Source organism: Kribbella sp. NBC_01505 (assembly GCF_045040285.1).
Lineage (GTDB): Bacteria > Actinomycetota > Actinomycetes > Propionibacteriales > Kribbellaceae > Kribbella.
Window position 1 is genome coordinate 4,573,378 of record NZ_CP109425.1, and the last position, 17,846, is coordinate 4,591,223.

Consider the following 17,846-nt stretch of genomic DNA (forward strand, 5'->3'; position numbering starts at 1 on the left):
GTACGGGGGCTGCTGTGGCCAGGGCTGACCTGGTGGCGGCTGCTGGGGGTACTGCCCGGGCGGTGGGCCCCACTGGTTGCCTGACACCCACCAGACGGTAGCGGAGCCCGGGATCACCGAACCTTGGCAGGCCCCGCGCTGTAGGTGTTGCACTTGGACGGGTTACGAGCGGTGAATCCGCCCCGCGACCAGTAGCCATGACTTGCCGTGGTGCCGTGGTCCGCCGGGATGTTCGGGTTGATGTCACCACTGTTGTTCACGATGTAGAGCCACTGCCGGTAGGCCTCGCCCGTGATCGGGTACGAGCTCCGGTTGCTGCCCAGGAACACGTTGCCCAGGCAGGACGCCTGCAGCTCCATCCGGCGGTTCATCTCCAGCCTGCCGGCCTGGGTGCCCTGCTGGTAACGAGCCCGCGTGTAGGCCGCCATGATCCCGGTCGACTCCTGCATCGCGTGCGCGTATTCGTGCGCCACGGTGTGCGTCGCCAGCGCCCGGGTGAACGCGGGGTTCTGCTTCCAGCCCGCTACCTCGTTGGAGGCTCGCATGTAGATGCTGTGGTTCGACGAGCAGTAGAACGACAGGCCGCGGTCGGAGTCACCACACGGGGACTGGGCATGGGTGTTGAAGACGATCAGTGCCGGTGCCTGGAAGCGTGCACCGGAGGCGCTCACCTGCCGGGGCCAGGCGCGATCCAGGCAGGCCTTGATGGTCTTGTAATAGCCGCCGGCCGCGCTGACCGTCCGGAGCCCGCCCTTCGACTCCTTGCAGTTCACCGACCGCATCGGACCCGACTTGTAGAGCCGGTGGGTGGCGATGTACTTCAGCGGATCGGTCTGCGACAGCGGTGGTGGGGTGCTCTTCGTCGTCGGCGGAGGCTGGGTAGGAGCGGTCGTTGCCACCGGCACCGAGGGGCTCCGGGGCGGCAGTGGCGTGTAGCGGGTCGTCGGCACCGGCGAAGTCGTTGCCGCGTCGTCACTTCCGCTCTGCAGGATCTTCACTGCGATGACCAGGCCACCGGCTGCGATCAGAGCCAGTAGGGCGAAGACCAGCCCGGCCTTTCCGCGCTTGGGCGGCCGTTGCTGGGGAGGCATCGGTCCCCACCCGTACTGCGGTGCGCTCGGCGGCGGACCGTAGTACGGCTGCAGTGCCGGCGCGTAGTACCCCTGGGGAGGCGGAGGTGGTCCCCACTGCTGGTTGCCTGACACGAACAGAACGCTACTCAAGGTGCGGCTCACCGTGGTGGTGGTCCGCCTCACGGTATGGTGCCCGGGTCAACTGACCCTCTCTTTACGGTGTGATTGGTCGATGCGTCTACGTCTGCTCGGGATTTCCCTGTGTGCTCTCGGTCTTGCCGCCCTGACCGGCGTGCCGGCGGGCGCGGCAACCACCCATGCCACCGCTGATCCGGTCGTGACCAGTTACGCGGCCCAGGTCCGGGTCGAGGAGGACGGTCTGCTGCGGGTCGCGGAGACCTGGAAGCTGAGCAACGTCACCGGCACCTTCAGCCGGTTCCTGCTCACCCGGCAGCACCTGGCCGACGACATCGACCACGTACAGGAGGTCGGCGACCTCAAGGTCAAGGCCGGCGGCGCGGACAAGAAGGCCGAGCAGAAGGTCGAGGGTGACGTCACCTCGATCGCTGTCGGCGACCTCAGTGGCGACACCCAGCTGGACGTGACCTACACGGTCAAGGGCGCGGTGTCCAAGACGCTGAACGGCACCGAGGTGGAGTTCGCTCCGCTGAGCGGGATCAACCTGAGCATCCAGTCGGTGCACGTCGAGTTCAGCGTGCCCGAGGTCAGCCACATCGCCTGCTTCGTCGGCTCGATCGACAGCAACACCCCGTGCACGCTCGCGCAGCTCGGTGAGGTCGCCGGGCCGACGTTCGAGCAGGCCAGCATGCCGCCGGGCAACACGGTGCGGATGACGGTCGGCTTCCCCGAGGGTCAGATCGCGGCCAACCCGATCGTCGAGTACCGCAGGACGTTCTCGCGGGCCTTCTCCACCGACACCGCACAGCTGCTGACCGCGGTCATCCTGCTGGTGCTGGGTGCGCTGGCACTGCTGCTGCTCTACCGCCTCCGCGGCCGCGACGAGGTCGACGCGCGCCGCGTCGTACCGGCTTCGCTGTTCAGCCTCGGACAGGACGCGCGGATCAACTTCACGCCGCCGTCGGATCTGCGGCCTGGTGAGGTCGGCACGCTGATCGACGAGCGGATCGACCCGGTGGACGTGACCGCGACGATCATCGACCTGGCTGTCCGCGGCCACATCACAGTCATCGAGCTGGAGCACCGCAGCGAGTACGCCCGTCCGGACTGGGAGCTGCGGCGAGTGTCGAACGCTCCGTCCGAGGAGCTGCAGCGCTACGAGAACGTGCTGATCCGGGCAGTCTTCGGCGACTCCGACTCGGTGCTGGTCTCCGAGCTCGGCAAGCAGGTGCGGGCCAACCTCGCGCAGGTGCAAGACGCCCTGTACGACGGAGTGGTCAAGCGCGGGTGGTTCAACGAGCGCCCGGACCGGACCCGTTCGCTGTGGGCGACCATCGGGATCGGGACGACCGTTGTCGGCATCGTGATGACCATCGTGCTCGCACTGATCAGCAGCTGGGGCCTGGTGGGCCTGGCGGTCACCGCAGTCGGTGTCGGCCTGCTGTTCATCGGTCGCCACATGCCGGCGAAGGCTCCGGCGGCCGGACGGGTGCTCGGCCAGATCGCTGCGATCCGCGGTGAGCTGGCTGAGATGGACGTCAGTGAGCTGCCGGCCGACCAGCACGCCGAGCTCTGCGCACGGGCCCTGCCGTATGCAGTGGTGCTCGGCGGCTCGGAGCGCTGGATCGACGCGCTGGTGGCGACGGACGACGACGCCGATGAGGACGAAGGCTTCGCCTGGTACCGCGGTCCGCGTGGCTGGCACCTGCAGAACCTGCCGGACTCCCTGCGCAACCTCACCACCAACCTCACCGGCGCTCTCTTCGCCCGCTGAACCTCACAACGTCCGAAGGAACGCGGTACACCACCCGCGTGTTCTTCGGACGTTGTTGTTTCACCAGTTCGCTTGCGGCTCGTGCGGTGGGAGCGGCGTACCGGATGGGTGGATGACGTAGACGACTCCACCCGAGTGCGGGACCCAGGCGTTCTCGAAGGCGGCGCGGTCGTAGGTGGTGCGCACCTGGTCGTTGCTCGCGATCAGGTGCGACGCCGGGTCGTTGACGACCACATCGCCGTTCGGGGCGAAGCCGACGATCACCATCAGGTGACCGTTGGTCCCGTAGCCCGCACCGGGCAGTTCGCCCTTCTTGAACGACAGTGAGGCCACCAGTGGGATACCGGCCTTGATGAACTGCTCCGCCTCGGTCAGCGACCGCAGCCGGGTGACGAATCCGTCCACACCGCGACTTCCGGCGTACGCGGTGTTGAACGGCCAGTTGCCGGCACCGTCGTAGTCGTAGTCGAAGACATGGCGGGCGGAGTGGTCGACCTGTGGGTCGGGCTCGTCGCCCACCCAGTCGGTCTCATCAGCTGTCGGCCCAGCGCCGTAGTAGTCGAGCACCATCGCCGTAGAGGTCGCGGAACACCACGCCTCACCACCGTTGTCCCACTGCGGGTAGTGACCGATGTGCGTCTCCTGTGAGTACGTCGGTACGTCCAGTACGACGCCCTCCGCGCCACCAAGGGGGCTCACGGCAACTTTCGCGTCAGCGGGCAGTCGGGACGACACTGCGCCGACCGAGCGGACGAGCGGCGCCTGCGTCGAGCCGGCCAGCCGGTACAGCGTCACCTTGAGCTGCCAGCGGTCCATCCAGCGGTCCTTGGCAGCGACGAACGTGTCAACGGCCACGCGGCCGTTGGTGTCGCCCTGAGTCGGCACTGAGGTCCGGTGGATGTCACCGGCGGCGATGTCGTCACCACCGGTCCAGCGGCCGAGTACGTACCACTTGGTGGTCGCGCCGAGGTTCGTCTTGGCCGCCATCGACACTTCGACCCAGGTCCCGGGCGGGGTGGTCGCGTTCCAGGAGGCGATCAGCTCGGTCACCCCGAAGCCGGTGCTGACCGGCGGCGACACCCAGCTGGCCTGGTCGTAGCTCTTGGCGGTCCCGTCGCCGAACGGATCGACGTACGCCGTGGTGCCGGTCGCCTGGCCGAAGGTCAGCGAACCGTCGGAGACGGTGGTGCCGGAGTGCGCACCGGCGAGGAAGTCGGCGTTCGACGTCCACGTGTGGAAGGCGATCTGTCGCGGTGGGGCAACCTTCACGGCCTCGCTCGGCAGCACTGCCGAGCTCAGCACGACCACACCGGCGATCAGGGCGGTGAGGGTACGGGGGGCGGTCATCTTTCGACGGTAGACCCGGCATCCGCCGCTGTCGCGGTGAACGCGTGCCGCGAATGATTCCGAACCGGTTAATTAATTACGAACCCGTTGTCGAAGTGTGCAGCTTCCACTCGTCGCGGAGCATCGCGAAGACGGCCTCGTCGGTCCACTGGCCCTTCAGGAACTCGTTCCGGACGAAGTGCGCTTCCTGGCGCATCCCGAGCCGCTGCAGCAGCTTGGCCGAGCTGCTGTTGGTGGCGTCCAGGCGACCGATGATCCGGTGCATCCCGAGCTCCTCGAACCCGAGCCGCAGCAGCGCGAGCGACGCCTCCCCGGCGTACCCGTGCCCGTGCGACTCCGGGTGAAACACGAAGCCGAGCTCGCCACCCTGGTGCTCGAAGTTCTGCACGAACAGCGTCACCTCGCCGAGGTGCTGACCGGTCTCCCGCAGGATCACCGCGAGCGTCAGCGCCTGGTCCGGAGCATCCATCGGTACGTCGGCCATCCGGCCGGCCAGGGATTCCTTCACCTGGTCCGGCGTCTTCGGGTCGTACAGCAGGAACCGCGTGACAGCGGGGTTGGACTGCAGCTTCAGCAGGTCGTCGTAGTCGGTCTCGACATAGCGGCGCAGCGTGAGACGGTCAGTCTCGATCGGCAACGAGTAGGTCACCAATCGAGGCTATGTGGCCCTGCAAGTTGTTTACCGCACGTACTGCGGACCTGCGACGTAGGTGTTGCACTGGGACAGGTTGCGGGAGTTGTAGCCGCGGTCTGCCCAGTACGGCTGGATCTGCTTGCTGCCGTGGTCCCGGACGGTGTCGTACTCGTCGCCGGAGTTGTGGCTGATGTAGACGAGCTCCTTGCGGACACCGCTGGTGACCAGGGTTCTCTTGTTCGACCCCAGGAACACGTTGTCGAAGCAGGTCGCCTGGATCTCCTTGCGTCGGCTCATCTCGAGAGCCTTGTCGCCGCTGCGCTCGTACTGGATCCGCCGCGACGCGGACAGGATGCCGGTGATCGCCTGGAGGTGGTGGCCGAACTCGTGGGCCGTCGTGTCCATCATGTCCGCGCGGACCCAGTTGTAGGAGATCGTGTCGCCGGGGTGCTTCTTCCAGTTCACGACGTCGGACTGGGCGTCCATGTAGATCTGCTTGTTGGCCTCGCAGTAGAAGGAGCGCCGGTACGAGCTGCCGCACGGGCTGTACCCGGTGCCCCAGTACGCCTCCATCCGCACGCCCTGCCAGGTGTACCCGGCCTTGCGGACCTGGGCCGGCCATGCCTTGTTCAGGCAGGCCATGATCCCGGAGTAGTACTTACGCGCGCCGACCAGGTTGGTCGGCCGGTCCTTCGGCTCGCGGCAGTTGACGCTGTTCTGGATCCCGGTCGAGTAGAACCTGTTCCGCGCGGTCAGATCGACGTCCGACGGGGGCGGCGGCGTGTTCTTGGTCGGGGGCGGTGCGGTCGGTCGGGTCGGCTTGGCGACCGTGGCCCGCGGAGTGGTCGGGAACGCCGACGGCTCCGAGGTCGGCTCTGTGGACGGCGAGTTCGGCGCGTAGGTCGAGGTGTACGTCGGCTGCGGGCTGGAGTAGTTGTTCCGGCGGTCCTGTTTGGCGTTCAGCGCGAACAGGTAGAGCGAGATTACGCCGGCGAACAGCAGCACGAGCGGGACCACGATGAACGGCGCCTTGCTGCGCTTCTTCCGCGGCGGCGGGTAGCCGTTGCCCCCGAATCCGAAGCCGGGGCCGCCCGGCGGCGGGCCCATGGGCGGGCCGTACTGCGGCGGCGGGCCCTGCGGAGGTCCCCAGTACTGCTGCTGCGGCGGGCCGTACTGCGGGGGCTGGCCGGGCGGACCACCGTATGGCTGCTGCGGCGGCGGGCCGTACTGCTGGTTCGACAAGGGTCCTCCTGAGGGGTGCTACGGACATCTTGTCAAGGAGAAGTGCCATTTCCCGTACTCTTGACCGGTGACACTTCGCTTGTACGACACCGCGACGGCAACAGTGAGGGATTTCGTACCGGTCCATCCGGGCAAGGTCGGGATCTACCACTGTGGGCTGACGGTGCAGGGTGCCCCGCATGTCGGGCACATCTACAAGGAGGTCGTCTTCGACGTCCTGCGGCGCTGGTTCGAGCGCTCGGGCTACCAGGTCACCGTGATCGCGAACGTGACCGACATCGACGACAAGATCCTGGCCAAGTCGGCCGATCGCGACGTCGAGTGGTGGGCGCACGCCTACGAGTTCGAGCGGGAGCTGCACTGGGCCTACGAGGTCCTCGGCTGCCGCCCGCCGACGTACGAGCCGCGCGCCACCGGGCACATCCCGGAGATGCTGGAGATGATCGACCAGCTGATCGAGGCCGGCCACGCGTACGTCGCTCCGGACGGATCGGGCGACGTCTACTTCGACGTGCGGTCCTGGCCGGCCTACGGGTCGCTCTCGCACCAGAAGATCGCCGACATGGAGGCCGCGCCCGACGCGGATCCGCGCGGCAAGCGGGACCCGCGCGACTTCGCGCTCTGGAAGGGCCACACCGAGGGCACGCCGCGGACGGCCTCCTGGCCGACCCCGTGGGGCCGCGGCCGCCCGGGCTGGCACCTGGAGTGCTCGGCGATGGCCGGGAAGTACCTCGGCGAGGAGTTCGACATCCACGGCGGCGGGCTGGACCTGCGCTTCCCGCACCACGAGAACGAGCTTGCCCAGTCGACCGCGGTCGGGCAGAAGTTCGCCCGGACGTGGATGCACAACGCGCTCGTCACCACGGCCGGCGAGAAGATGTCGAAGTCGATGGGCAACAGCGCCGTGGTCCGGAACGTGGTCGAGCGGGTGCGCCCGATCGAGCTGCGCTACTACCTCGTCCAGTCGCACTACCGGTCGGTGGTGGAGTTCTCGTTCGAGGCGCTGGACGAGTCCGCGAAGAGCTTCCAGCGGGTGGACGGTTTCGTCACCCGCGCGACCGAGGTGACCGGCGGGGTGAATCCCGCGGCCGACCTGCCGCCGGAGTTCTCCGCGGCGATGGATGACGACTTGGGTACGCCGGCCGCGGTCGCCGTACTGCACAACACCGTCCGTGACGGGAACAAGCTGGTCGCCGACGGCGACTCGGCCGCGTTGCGGGAAGCACTGGCGGCGGTTCGGGGCATGCTCGGCGTGCTCGGGCTGGATCCGCTGGCCGAGCCGTGGGCGTCCCGTGCCGCGGCCGGAGACGAGCTCACCGAGGTCGTCGACGGGCTGGTGCACGCGCTGCTGGAGCAGCGTCAGGCCGCCCGTGCACGCAAGGACTACGCCGCGTCGGACGCGATCCGCGACCGGCTGAAGGCGCTCGGCGTCGTCGTCGAGGACACACCCCAGGGGTCGCGCTGGACGCTCGCGGCGCCGACCACGATCGAAGGAAACTGACGTGCCAGGCAGTAGCCAGCGCAAGGGCGCCATCCGGAAGAAGCGCGGAAACCCGACGGCCGGGTCCGGCGGACGGATCCGCCAGGGTCTGGAAGGCCGCGGCCCGACCCCGAAGGCGGTCGACCGCACCAAGCACCCCGCCCACAAGCGGGCCAAGGCCAAGGAGCGCGCCGAGGAGCGCGACACCCGGCGCCGTCCGGCCCGCAAGGACAACGACTCGATCGTCGAGTGGGTGTACGGCCGCAACCCGGTCGTCGAGGCGCTGCGCGCCGGCGTACCGGCTGCCGCCCTGCACATCGCAGAGGGCACCGAGCGTGATGCCCGCCTGCGCGAAGCCCTGCTGATCGCTTCGCAGCTGGGTCTGTCGGTCCTCGAGGTCCCGCGCCCCGAGCTCGACCGGGTCACCGCCGGCGGCGCCCACCAGGGTGTCGCACTGCAGATCCCGCCGTACGAGTACGCCCACCCCGACGACCTGCTGGACCGCGCCTACAACGCGCACGAGGTCCCGCTGATCGTCGCCCTCGACGGCGTCACCGACCCCCGCAACCTGGGCGCGATCACCCGCTCGGCAGCAGCCTTCGGCGCCCACGGCGTCCTGGTCCCGGAACGCCGCTCGGCCTCCGTCTCGGCCTCCGCCTGGAAAACCTCAGCCGGCGCCGCCGCCCGCATCCCGGTGGCCCGCGCCACCAACCTCAACCGAGCCCTCAAGTCCTACAAGGACGCCGGCCTCCTCGTCATCGGCCTCGACATGGGCGGCGAAGTAGAACTCCCCGCCCTCGAAGCCGCCACCGAGCCCATCGTCCTGGTAGTAGGTTCCGAAGGCAAAGGCCTCGCCCGCCTGGTCCGCGAGAACTGCGACCTGATCGTCTCCATCCCCATGACGTCGGCCACCGAGTCCCTCAACGCCGGCATAGCCACCGGCGTAGCCCTCTACGAAATCTCCCGCCGCCGCCAAGCCTGAGTCAGTCGAACTCTGATTGCCCACTAAAACGGGCATATGCCCGGTATAGTAGGCAATCGGAGGTGGTTTGGGTGCGCTTTGTCGAGCCGGTGTCGACAGTGGTTCCCGGTCTGCACGGTCAGGTGCTTGGTGTGCTCGCGCGCACCGAGCAGGCGCTGACCGGGCGGGCCGTGGCTGGTCTGTTGCGAGTTCCGGGGAGTGCCAGCGGCGTACAGAAGGTTCTCGACGACCTGGTCAGCAGCGGCGTAGTGATCGCCGAGCCGGCTGGTCGTGCTCGGCTGTATGTCCTCAACCGAGAGCACGTGGCGTACGCGGCGATCGACAGTCTGGCTCGTCTCCGCGACGTACTGCTCGACCGGATTGGCGCTGAAGTGAAGGCCTGGCAAGTGCCTGCGCAGGCCGTCTGGCTGTTCGGTTCGACTGCGCGCGCGGAGGGCGACGTCGGTAGCGATCTCGATCTGTTGATCGTCCGCCCGGACGAGGTCGACGAATCAGATCGGCGCTGGCTGGGCCAGCTGGAACTGCTCTCGGCGCATGCCACCGCCTGGTCCGGCAACTCCTGCGAGGTCGTCGAATACAGCGCCACGGAGATCGCCGACCTCGTCGCTCGCGGCGAGCGCCTCGCCACCGAACTCCGCCGCGACGCAGTCCCCATCGCCGGCGCCACCCCCCACCGAACCCTCACCCGAAAGGCCGGCTAGTGGCACTCCTCGACGAAGCCGTTGCCGAGCTGAAGAACTCAGGCCCCGCCGGACGAGACGCCAGTACGACGTTCTCGCGCCTTCTGAAGCTGAAGTCCAAGGCGCAGTACCAGTCAGCACCGGTCTCGGCAGCAGATGCCGCCAAGAGCATCGACTGGGCCACCCGCCTCCTGGAAGCCGCCCAATCCACCGTCCCCGGCCGATAACGTGGCGAGGGGCGATTGAGGTGAGTCTGCTTCGGTTCATTGGGGAGCTGGCGACTGAGGAGTACCGGTTGGATCCGGCGGACTCGTTGCAGGAGACCCGTGACAACACGTGGTTCCTGTCTTCTGACGAGGAGGAGCGGGAGCAGCTGTCGGTTGCTGAGGTGGTCGGCGCCTTCGAGTCCTGTGCGGTCGCTTTGCGCGCGAGGTTTGCCGAGGCTGGGCAGGCGACTCCTGCGGTCTTCTCTGTCTGGCATGACGAGCGGGCCGGTCAACTGCGGTCCTCCATCACCTCGCTCCCGCCGGACCAGTTGTTGTTCGGGGCAACTGTTCGCCAGGCGTCACTCGAGTCGATCGTGGACGGGTTCCTGCATGCCGCGAGCTTCGTCGCCTGGTCCGAACTCGAGTTGGTCGACGAGCCTGTCGAGGACGGCGACCGCGAGTACTTCGTCGACGTCTGGCACGCCTCGTCGCCTAGCCGTGAGCCGACGGTCAGGCGATCGCTTGCCTGACCGTCGGCAACCTGTTCTTAACTGCTCTTCTGTCTTTATCTTTCAGTGTTCTTTGCTTCTGATCGCTTGGTTCAGTTCCTGCTCAGTAGACGTGGACGTTGTACTTGGTGAGGACTTCGGTGACGGGTTGGAAGTAGGTGGTGCCGCCGGAGGTGCAGTTGCCGGAGCCGCCGGAGGTCAGGCCCAGGGCTACGGAGCCGGCGAAGAGGGCGCCGCCGGAGTCGCCGCCTTCGGCGCAGACGGTGGTGCGGATGAGGCCGGTGACGGTGCCTTCGGCGTAGTTGACGGTGGCGTTGGTGGCGGTGACGGAGCCCGAGCGGAGGCCGGTGGTGCTGCCGGAGCGCTTGACGGCCTGGCCGACGGTGGCGTTGGCGGCGGAGGCGATGTCCTGGCTGCTGCCGTTGTAGAGGTTCACGGTGCCGGGGTGGTTCGTGTACGAAGTGCTGTACTTGACGATCGCGTAGTCGTTACCGGGGAAGCTGGAGCCGGAGACCGTGCCGAGCAGGGTGGTCTTCGAGGAGTTCGCGTACCAGCTGGACGCGATGTTGCCGCAGTGGCCGGCGGTCACGAAGTAGTAGGCGCCGGCGTTGTCCTGCACGTTGAATCCGAGCGAGCAACGGTACTGCCCGCCGTAGATCGCGTCACCGCCGGCGATGTACTTGGTGAGCTTGCCGGGGATCTTCTCGAGCGTGATCGCGCCCCCGAACCGGTCGGTGACGCGGGTCAGGGCGGCGAGCTTCGACGCGGTCACGGTGTCGTCGTACGACACGATGATCCGGCCGTCGGGGTTGGTCTGCCAGGCGGTCCCGGGGATCCGGGCCTCGGTGTTCAGTGCCGAGGTGATCGCGGCCGGAGACGGTACGGCGGCGGTCGCCTGCCCGGTGCTGAGCAGCCCGGCGGCGGCGAGCCCGGCGACGGCCAGGATCGCGGTGGTACGGCGGATGGGAGAAACGTTCACGGTTTCAGCCTCCTCACGATGAGGACGCGCTCGGGGCGGGTGCGTCCTTGACTTCAACCGTGAGGTTTCCTACCCGCGATCAGCGCGGAGTATTCGACCGACGCCGGAGCGTGAGGCTGTTTTCCCCACGCTCCGGCGGAAAAATCAGTAGACCGACACGCCGTACTTGGTCAGCACCTCGGTGATGGGCTGGAAGTACGTGACGCCGCCCGGGCCGTTGCAGTCGCCGGTGCCGCCGGAGGTCAGGCCGTAGGCGGAGCGACCGCTGAAGAGCGGGCCGCCGGAGTCACCGGGCTCGGCGCAGACGCTGGTGCGGATCAGGCCGGTGATCGGGCCGTCGCCGTAGTTGACCGTGGCGTTGAGGCCACGGACACGGCCGCTCTTCAGGCCGGTGGTCGCGCCCGCGCGGTAGACGTAGGTGCCGAAGGCCGGGGTCGTCGACTTCACGATGTCCTGCGACTGCCCGTTGTAGAGGTAGACGCTGCCGCCCGGCTTCTTGATGCCGGCCGGGTAGTCGACGATCGCGTAGTCGTTGCCCGGGTAGCTGGAGCTGCGCGTGGTGCCGATCTTGTTCGTGTGGGCCTGGTCGGAGAACCAGGTCGAGGCCACGTTGCCGCAGTGGCCGGCGGTGATGAACGAGTACTTCCCGTTGCGCACGACGTTGAATCCGACCGAGCACTTCCACTCGCCGCCGTACGTCACCTCCCCGCCCTGCACGAACTTGCGCAGCTTGCCGGGCAGCTTCTCGAGGGTGACGCCGCCGCCGAGGCGGCTCGTCTTCGTCTTCAGGTCGGCCAGCTTGGCCCCGGTCACGGTCGAGTCGTAGGAGACCAGGACGGTGCCGTCAGGTTCGGTCTGCCAGGCGGTGCCGGCGATGTTGACGTCGCGGGTGAGCGCCGACGTGATCGCGGCGGCGGAGAGCCGCTGCGGCGGGGCCGGGTCGGCCTGGGCGGCCGGTACGGCGGAGACAGCGAGCGCAGCGGCGGCGAGGGCCGCTGCACTGCGGCGGATGGTCGAAGTTCTCATACCGGTCAACCTCCCATGGCGAGGGGTCCTAAGGAGTCAGATGGCAACTTCAGGACGACAAACCCTCACTGAGGGTAACTCAGGGTATGGACCAGTCGCTGCTGGTCACCGTGCAGCTCAGCGTGCTCCACATCGACCGTCCAGCTCTCACCGGACAGCCGCACCGTCATAGCGCCGTTCGCGAACCACGGCCCGTGCGCGAGCTGCCAATCCGCCGACACATCCCGTACGCCGGCCGACCGCGCGAGCCGATGCAGCAACCACGTCATCCACCGCGCATCGAGCAAGTGGTTCGCCCACCGCACATGCCGCGGCACCGGATTCCGGAACGGCGACATCGTCAGCTGCCGGATCGCCGTCCCCGGATGCTCGACCGCCTGCAGCGAAGCCTCGGCGATGTAACTGCAGTGCACGTCACCCGACAGCATCAGGATCGACGCCGGCGGATCCTCACCAGTCACCAACGCCCTCAACAACGAGGTCACATCGTCGAACGACTTCCGGAACGACGCCCAGTGCTCCAGATCCATCCCCTGCCGGATCCGCTCACCGATCCGCGCCCCACGCGGCCCCCAAGCACCGGACGAGATCGCCTCGTCCCAACCCTCCAAGTGATGCAGGCCCGGTGCAAGCAGGAACGGCAGTGTAGAAGCCAGCAGGAGATGGTGAATCGGTCGACCGGCGTCCAGCACAACCTTCTGCACCCACGCCCACTCGTGCGCGTCCACCATCGCCCGCTCGGTCGGTTCCAGGTGCCGCGAGCACCGCGAGTCGACGGCGACCAGCCGGACGCCGCGGGCCGCCGTACCGAAGTCGCGGTAGAAGCTCCAGCGGGTCGACGCCGGGTCCTCGTCGGCAGTCCACGCGAAGCTCTCCAGGTACGCCGTCCGCTCGTCGTCGCTCTCGAGCGTCAGCATCGCCTTGTACGTCGCGTCCTGGTCGAGCTGCTCGGGCGACAGGTTCCCCAGGTGCTGATAGACCCAGTACGACGCGTACGCCCCGACCACGCGGTCCCGCCACCACGGTTGCTCGGTGACCCAGCGCCGCCAGGTCAGGGAGGTGTTCCAGTCGTCGCGCAGGTCGTGGTCGTCGAGCAGCATGCACAGCGGCACGGTCGAGAACAGCCAGCGCACGGCCGGCTCCAGCCAGGCGTCGTCGTACAGCCAGGTGTACTCCTCGAAGTTGCCGATCTCGTCGGCCACCTCGGACCCCTGCCGCCCACCATGCGCGTCCCGCAGTCGCTCGAGTACGGCGACGGACGGCTCGTCGGCGTACACCTGATCCCCGAGCAGCAGCAGCGCGTCCGGCAGCTCGCCACCGGCGAGCGCCACGAGCGCATCGGGCCCGAACCGCTTGAATCCCTCCGCATCGAACGGCGCCGATCGCCGGCACGACCCGAACGTCAGCTGGAACGTCCCGTCCGCCCGCGGCGTCCTGATCACGCTAGGTCCGTAGGGCGAGTCCGCGAGCGGCCAAACCACCGAGCCGTCCAGCCGAACGTCGTACGGCGTCGAGCTCTCCGGCTCCAGTCCCTCGATCCGCACCAGCGCGTAGTGATGCCCGTGCACCGACCAGGTCGGCGCGGAGTGCCCGAGCACCTCGACCACGCCCGGCCCCGAGGTCTCCACCCAGACGGTCGCGCGCGTCTCGTCGACGTACCGCAGCAACGGACCGAGCCTGAGTTCCATGCCGGAAAACTACAGACCTAATCCAACCGCAGCGAATGCAGGACGAACGACGCCAGCTCGCGGTAGGCCTCGGCGTCGTTCAGGCCGGTACGGCGGGCGATGTCACCGCGCTGGATGGCCTGCATGGTGTGCGCGATCATCTCGGCGGCGAACGCGATGTCGACCTGCCGGAAGGTCTTGCTGTTGATGCCGTCCTCGATCAGCGTCCGGACCCGGTCGGCGGCGATCCGGGTGTTCCGCTCGTAGACCGAGCGGGCCGGCGCGAACGTCGCGACGTCGTCCAGGAAGGTCCGGCTGGCCGGCCGCAGCGCGTCGGCGACGGCGTTCAGGTACGCCGCGATCCGGCGGTCGTGCCGGGTCTGCCGGGCGACGGCGGACTCGACCTGGGCGGTCGCGTTCTTGAAGTAGTGCTTGACCACCTCGACGGCGAGCTGTTCCTTGCTCGGCGCGAGCGCGTACAGGGTGGTTTTGCTGCAGCGCAGCTCGGCGGCCAGGTCGTCCAGGGTGAACCGGCTGAAGCCCTGATCGAGGAACAGGGACAGGAGGCGGTCGAGCAGTTCGCTCTGCCTGCGCGTGCGGCGCCCCGGCACGACGGTCGTCATAACGAGACAGCATAGAACGATACTAGACTGTGGCCGTCAGTATCATTCCTGGTATCATTCTGGCAGACCCGGGGAGGGGTGCCTGATGAGCGTCGATCGCCTGTTGCCGACCGAGGAATCCACTGATCTGCTCGCGCTTGTCCGCGACCTGTGTGAGCACGAGCTCGCCCCGTACGCCGCCAAGGCCGAGGAGACCGAGTCGTTCCCGCGGGACGCGTTCCGCACGCTCGGCAAGGCCGGCCTGCTCGGACTGCCCTACCCGGAGCAGTGGGGCGGCGCCGAGCAGCCGTACGAGGTGTATCTGCAGATGCTCGAGGAGCTCGCGGCCGCCTGGATGTCGGTCGGTGTCGGGGTGTCCGTGCACACGATGGCCAGCTACGCGATGGCGACCTTCGGGACCGAGGAGCAGCGCGCTCGCCTGCTGCCCGACATGGTCGGCGGTGACCAGCTCGGCGCCTACGCGCTGTCCGAGCCGCAGGCCGGATCCGACATCAGCGGCATGACCACCAAGGCGGTCCGCGACGGCGACTCCTACGTGCTGACCGGGACGAAGTCCTGGATCACCCACGGCTCGCACGCCGACTTCTACACGACCTTCGCCCGTACGTCGCCCGATCCGAAGCGCGGGATCTCCGCCTTCCATGTCCCGGCGCCGACCGAGGGGCTGAGCTTCGGCGCGCCCGAGCGCAAGATGGGGCTGACCGGCTCGACCACGACCCTGGTCAACTTCGACCAGGTCCGGATCCCAGCGGCGAACCTGATCGGTGCCGAGGGCGACGGGATGCGGATCGCGCTCTCCGCCCTGGACTCCGGCCGGCTCGGAATCGCCGCCGCCGCGATCGGGCTGGCTCAGGCCGCGCTGGACGTTGCGGCGTCCTACGCGAAGGAGCGGCAGCAGTTCGGGCAGGCGATCGCCGACTTCCAGGGTGTCCAGTTCCTGCTCGCGGACATGGCCGCAGCGGTCGAGTCCGGGCGAGCGACGTACCTGCAGGCTGCCCGCCGCCGCGACCTCGGCCGGCCCTTCACCCAGCAGGCCGCGATCGCCAAGCTCATCTGCACCGACGCCGCCATGAAGGTCACCACGGACGCCGTCCAGGTCCTCGGCGGCTACGGTTACACGCGGGAGTTCCCTGCCGAGCGCTACATGCGCGAGGCCAAGGTGACCCAGATCTTCGAAGGAACCAACCAGATCCAGCGGCTCGTGATCAGCCGCGACCTGCTGAGGAGCGCTTCATGAAGTTTGCCCCGTCCGATGTCGCCCTCGTCACCGGTGGCGGTTCCGGCCTCGGAGAAGCGACAGTACGGCGGTTGGCCGCGGACGGGCTCGGGGTCGTCATCGTCGACCTCCCGTCGTCCGCGGGCAAGGCGGTCGCGGACGAGCTCGGCGACCGAGTGGTCTTCGCCCCGGCCGACGTCACCGACGAAGCGGCCGTCACCGCGGCCCTCGACGAGGCGACTGCTCTCGGCAATCTGCGGGTGGTCGTCACCTGCGCCGGGATCGCAACCCCGGGCCGCGTCGTCGGCCGCAAGGGTCCGTTGCCGTTGGCAACCTTCCGCCAGGTGATCGAGGTCAACCTGATCGGCAGCTTCAACGTGATGCGGCTGGCCGCCGAGCGGATGATCGCGCTGGACGCCGGCGGCGACGGTGACCGCGGCGTCATCGTGATGACCGCCTCGATCGCCGCGTACGACGGTCAGGTCGGCCAAGCGGCGTACGCAGCCAGCAAGGGCGGCATCGTCGGCCTCACCCTCTCCGCGGCCCGAGACCTTGCCGACAAGGGCATCCGCGTCGTCACCATCGCCCCCGGCACCATGGAAACCCCCATGCTCGCCGGCCTCCCCGAGGAGACCCGCACCGCCCTCGAGGCACAGGTCCCGCACCCCTCCCGCCTCGGCCGCCCCTCCGAGTACGCCGCCCTGGTCGCCCACATCCTCGACAACCAACTCCTCAACGGCGAGGTAATCCGCCTCGACGGCGCCCTCCGCATGCCCCCGCGCTGACGCTTCGGAGGAACCACCTCAAAGGGCTGCATGGTCAATCGGCTCGGGTCGAAGGGCCCGTGCGGATTAGCGCGGCTAACGTCCGAAAGATCGCAGTACAGGGTCGGCGTGTTTTCGGACGTTAGCCGCGATGACTGTAGGTTTGCCCGGTTCACGGAGATCTACTGCCGCTGGGTGACAGTTGCGATTTGGCGGCTGTTGCTCTCCAGACCGGTTTGGGGAGCGGGATCGCGAGAGGTGGTCGGTCGCGGTGGCTGAGGGCTTTGTCTGGACAGGAACCCCTCCTTCCCGAATGTGCTCGTCCCGTCCCGCCGCTCGGATTCGGCCGGCGAGGTCCGCAGTGGCTGATCGCCGCTGCGGCCGGATTGACTGAGACGGGTGGCTGGGCTGGTCTTCGGCTGAGGGGGATGGTGCGGTCGGTGACCACGGTTGCGGTTGCTTGAGCTTCCGGGCTGTGGTTGCTCCCGACGATCACGAGGCCTGTCAGCTGACCCGCCGCCGCGGTTGGCCACTGCGGTTCAGGTCGCCTGCCTCGCCTGCCTGCCTGGCTGGCTGGCTGGCTGGCCCGCGGAAATTTGGCTGGATATCCGTTCAAGTTGACCCTTCTCTGCTCAAAATTTGAGGGGAGAAGGGTTAACTTGCGGGGAGATCCCCTCGTTTTCTGGGACCGCAACCGAAGCCCGGAAGCTCAAACGACCGGGCACGCGGTCACCGGCCTCGCCATCCCCCTCAGCCACAGACCGCGCCCGCCTAGCGCTTCAGTAAATCGGCCGCGGCGGCGGCCAGCCACCGTGTGCGTGTCCGGCCTGTCCGGTGCGGCGCGAATCGGGGGCCACCGACCACCTTTGCGGGGATCTGCTGCCTCCCAGCGGCAGCAGATCCCCGCAAACCCGTGGAAACCCCGACCAGCTACAGATCCACGGGGTTCTACTGCCAAATACCGGCAGCAATCATCCGGGAACCGGCCCCGACCACGGCCGAGGTGGTCGGCGTCCGAAGACCACGACGAACGCTGCCTGAGGCCAGGTGGATGCTCTCGGGCCACCACCAATGGCGCGAGACACCTTGTGGTTCCTGGAGACCTGTTGCCAGAGGTCTCCGGCCCCAGCTTCATGTCTGCGGCCCCAACTTCATGTCTCCGGCCACCAGTGATGGCGAGGGGCCAGCAGCACTGGGGGAGGTTCTTCGCGTCGGGCTCCGGGGGACGGCTCCCCAGCCCGACGGTTGCCACCCTCGCGAGAGGCGCCACTGCGCAACCTCGCCGTGGCCACAAGCTGGGGGTGTGAACACTCGGCGGTGGGCGTGAACAGGTCATACCTTGTTCAAGGCCACCGGAACTTGTTCAAGCCCCCGGATGGTGACTCCGGATCGGACGCCGCGGCGACCAGCCACCGCATACGCAACCGGCCTGTCCGGTACGGCGCGAATCGGGGACACCAACCCCGCTATTGCAGCCGCTTACCTGTTATACGCCTCGACGGGTGC

General features: G+C 68.1%; 16 protein-coding genes. 8 read left to right on the forward strand and 8 right to left on the reverse strand.

All coding sequences use genetic code 11. From position 1 onward, the window contains the following. Window positions 1-113: 113 nt before the first annotated feature. Entirely contained in the window at window positions 114-1,205 is a 1,092-nt protein-coding gene (locus OG474_RS21665; RefSeq protein ID WP_405064168.1) for a neutral zinc metallopeptidase, read from the reverse strand. A gap of 100 nt (window positions 1,206-1,305) precedes the next feature. Here OG474_RS21665 and OG474_RS21670 point away from each other — a divergent pair, with 100 nt between their 5' ends. Next, window positions 1,306-2,985, forward strand: a complete 1,680-nt coding sequence (locus OG474_RS21670; protein WP_405064169.1) for a DUF2207 domain-containing protein — start codon at window positions 1,306-1,308, stop codon at window positions 2,983-2,985. A 60-nt stretch (window positions 2,986-3,045) separates the two neighbouring features. Here OG474_RS21670 and OG474_RS21675 read toward each other — a convergent pair whose 3' ends face one another. From OG474_RS21675 to OG474_RS21685, 3 genes are all read right to left on the reverse strand, one after another. Next, on the reverse strand, window positions 3,046-4,332 hold the full coding sequence (locus tag OG474_RS21675; RefSeq protein WP_405064170.1) for a peptidase C39 family protein: 1,287 nt from the start codon (window positions 4,330-4,332) through the stop codon (window positions 3,046-3,048). Between the two features lie 76 nt (window positions 4,333-4,408). Next, the gene (locus OG474_RS21680; RefSeq protein ID WP_405064171.1) at window positions 4,409-4,981 is read right to left on the reverse strand and encodes a GNAT family N-acetyltransferase; all 573 of its coding nucleotides are present in this window, start codon (window positions 4,979-4,981) and stop codon (window positions 4,409-4,411) included. A 30-nt stretch (window positions 4,982-5,011) separates the two neighbouring features. Continuing rightward, on the reverse strand, window positions 5,012-6,208 hold the full coding sequence (locus OG474_RS21685) for a neutral zinc metallopeptidase (protein WP_405064172.1): 1,197 nt from the start codon (window positions 6,206-6,208) through the stop codon (window positions 5,012-5,014). 67 nt (window positions 6,209-6,275) lie between these two features. Between OG474_RS21685 and cysS the strand changes: the two genes are divergently transcribed. From cysS to OG474_RS21710, 5 genes are all read left to right on the forward strand, one after another. After that, the gene (gene cysS / locus OG474_RS21690; RefSeq protein ID WP_405064173.1) at window positions 6,276-7,709 is read left to right on the forward strand and encodes a cysteine--tRNA ligase; all 1,434 of its coding nucleotides are present in this window, start codon (window positions 6,276-6,278) and stop codon (window positions 7,707-7,709) included. Window position 7,710: 1 nt separating this feature from the next. Next, entirely contained in the window at window positions 7,711-8,670 is a 960-nt protein-coding gene (gene rlmB / locus OG474_RS21695) for a 23S rRNA (guanosine(2251)-2'-O)-methyltransferase RlmB (RefSeq protein WP_405064174.1), read from the forward strand. A 71-nt stretch (window positions 8,671-8,741) separates the two neighbouring features. After that, a complete protein-coding gene (locus tag OG474_RS21700; RefSeq protein ID WP_405064175.1) occupies window positions 8,742-9,371 on the forward strand; it encodes a nucleotidyltransferase domain-containing protein in 630 nt (209 codons plus the stop codon). Further along, window positions 9,371-9,577, forward strand: a complete 207-nt coding sequence (locus OG474_RS21705; RefSeq protein ID WP_405064176.1) for a hypothetical protein — start codon at window positions 9,371-9,373, stop codon at window positions 9,575-9,577. Before OG474_RS21700 ends, OG474_RS21705 begins: the two co-directional genes overlap by 1 nt. A 20-nt stretch (window positions 9,578-9,597) precedes the next feature. Continuing rightward, window positions 9,598-10,086, forward strand: coding sequence for a hypothetical protein (locus OG474_RS21710; RefSeq protein WP_405064177.1), 489 nt, complete (start codon window positions 9,598-9,600; stop codon window positions 10,084-10,086). An 82-nt stretch (window positions 10,087-10,168) separates the two neighbouring features. Here the strand turns inward: OG474_RS21710 and OG474_RS21715 are convergent, their stop codons facing one another. The 4 genes from OG474_RS21715 to OG474_RS21730 all read right to left on the reverse strand — a co-directional run bounded on the left by OG474_RS21715 (window position 10,169) and on the right by OG474_RS21730 (window position 14,360). Continuing rightward, entirely contained in the window at window positions 10,169-11,044 is an 876-nt protein-coding gene (locus OG474_RS21715; RefSeq protein WP_405064178.1) for a S1 family peptidase, read from the reverse strand. Window positions 11,045-11,188: 144 nt separating this feature from the next. Next, entirely contained in the window at window positions 11,189-12,070 is an 882-nt protein-coding gene (locus tag OG474_RS21720) for a S1 family peptidase (RefSeq protein WP_405064179.1), read from the reverse strand. 65 nt (window positions 12,071-12,135) lie between these two features. Further along, window positions 12,136-13,758: an alkaline phosphatase D family protein gene (locus OG474_RS21725; protein ID WP_405064180.1), complete on the reverse strand. Its 1,623-nt coding sequence runs from the start codon at window positions 13,756-13,758 to the stop codon at window positions 12,136-12,138. Between the two features lie 17 nt (window positions 13,759-13,775). After that, window positions 13,776-14,360 (reverse strand): TetR/AcrR family transcriptional regulator, encoded by a 585-nt coding sequence (locus tag OG474_RS21730; protein WP_391542211.1) that lies wholly within the window; start codon window positions 14,358-14,360, stop codon window positions 13,776-13,778. Window positions 14,361-14,445: 85 nt separating this feature from the next. Between OG474_RS21730 and OG474_RS21735 the strand changes: the two genes are divergently transcribed. Both OG474_RS21735 and OG474_RS21740 read left to right on the forward strand, forming a co-directional pair. After that, window positions 14,446-15,597: an acyl-CoA dehydrogenase family protein gene (locus OG474_RS21735; RefSeq protein ID WP_405064181.1), complete on the forward strand. Its 1,152-nt coding sequence runs from the start codon at window positions 14,446-14,448 to the stop codon at window positions 15,595-15,597. Next, a complete protein-coding gene (locus OG474_RS21740; RefSeq protein WP_405064182.1) occupies window positions 15,594-16,361 on the forward strand; it encodes an SDR family NAD(P)-dependent oxidoreductase in 768 nt (255 codons plus the stop codon). Before OG474_RS21735 ends, OG474_RS21740 begins: the two co-directional genes overlap by 4 nt. Window positions 16,362-17,846: the final 1,485 nt, after the last annotated feature.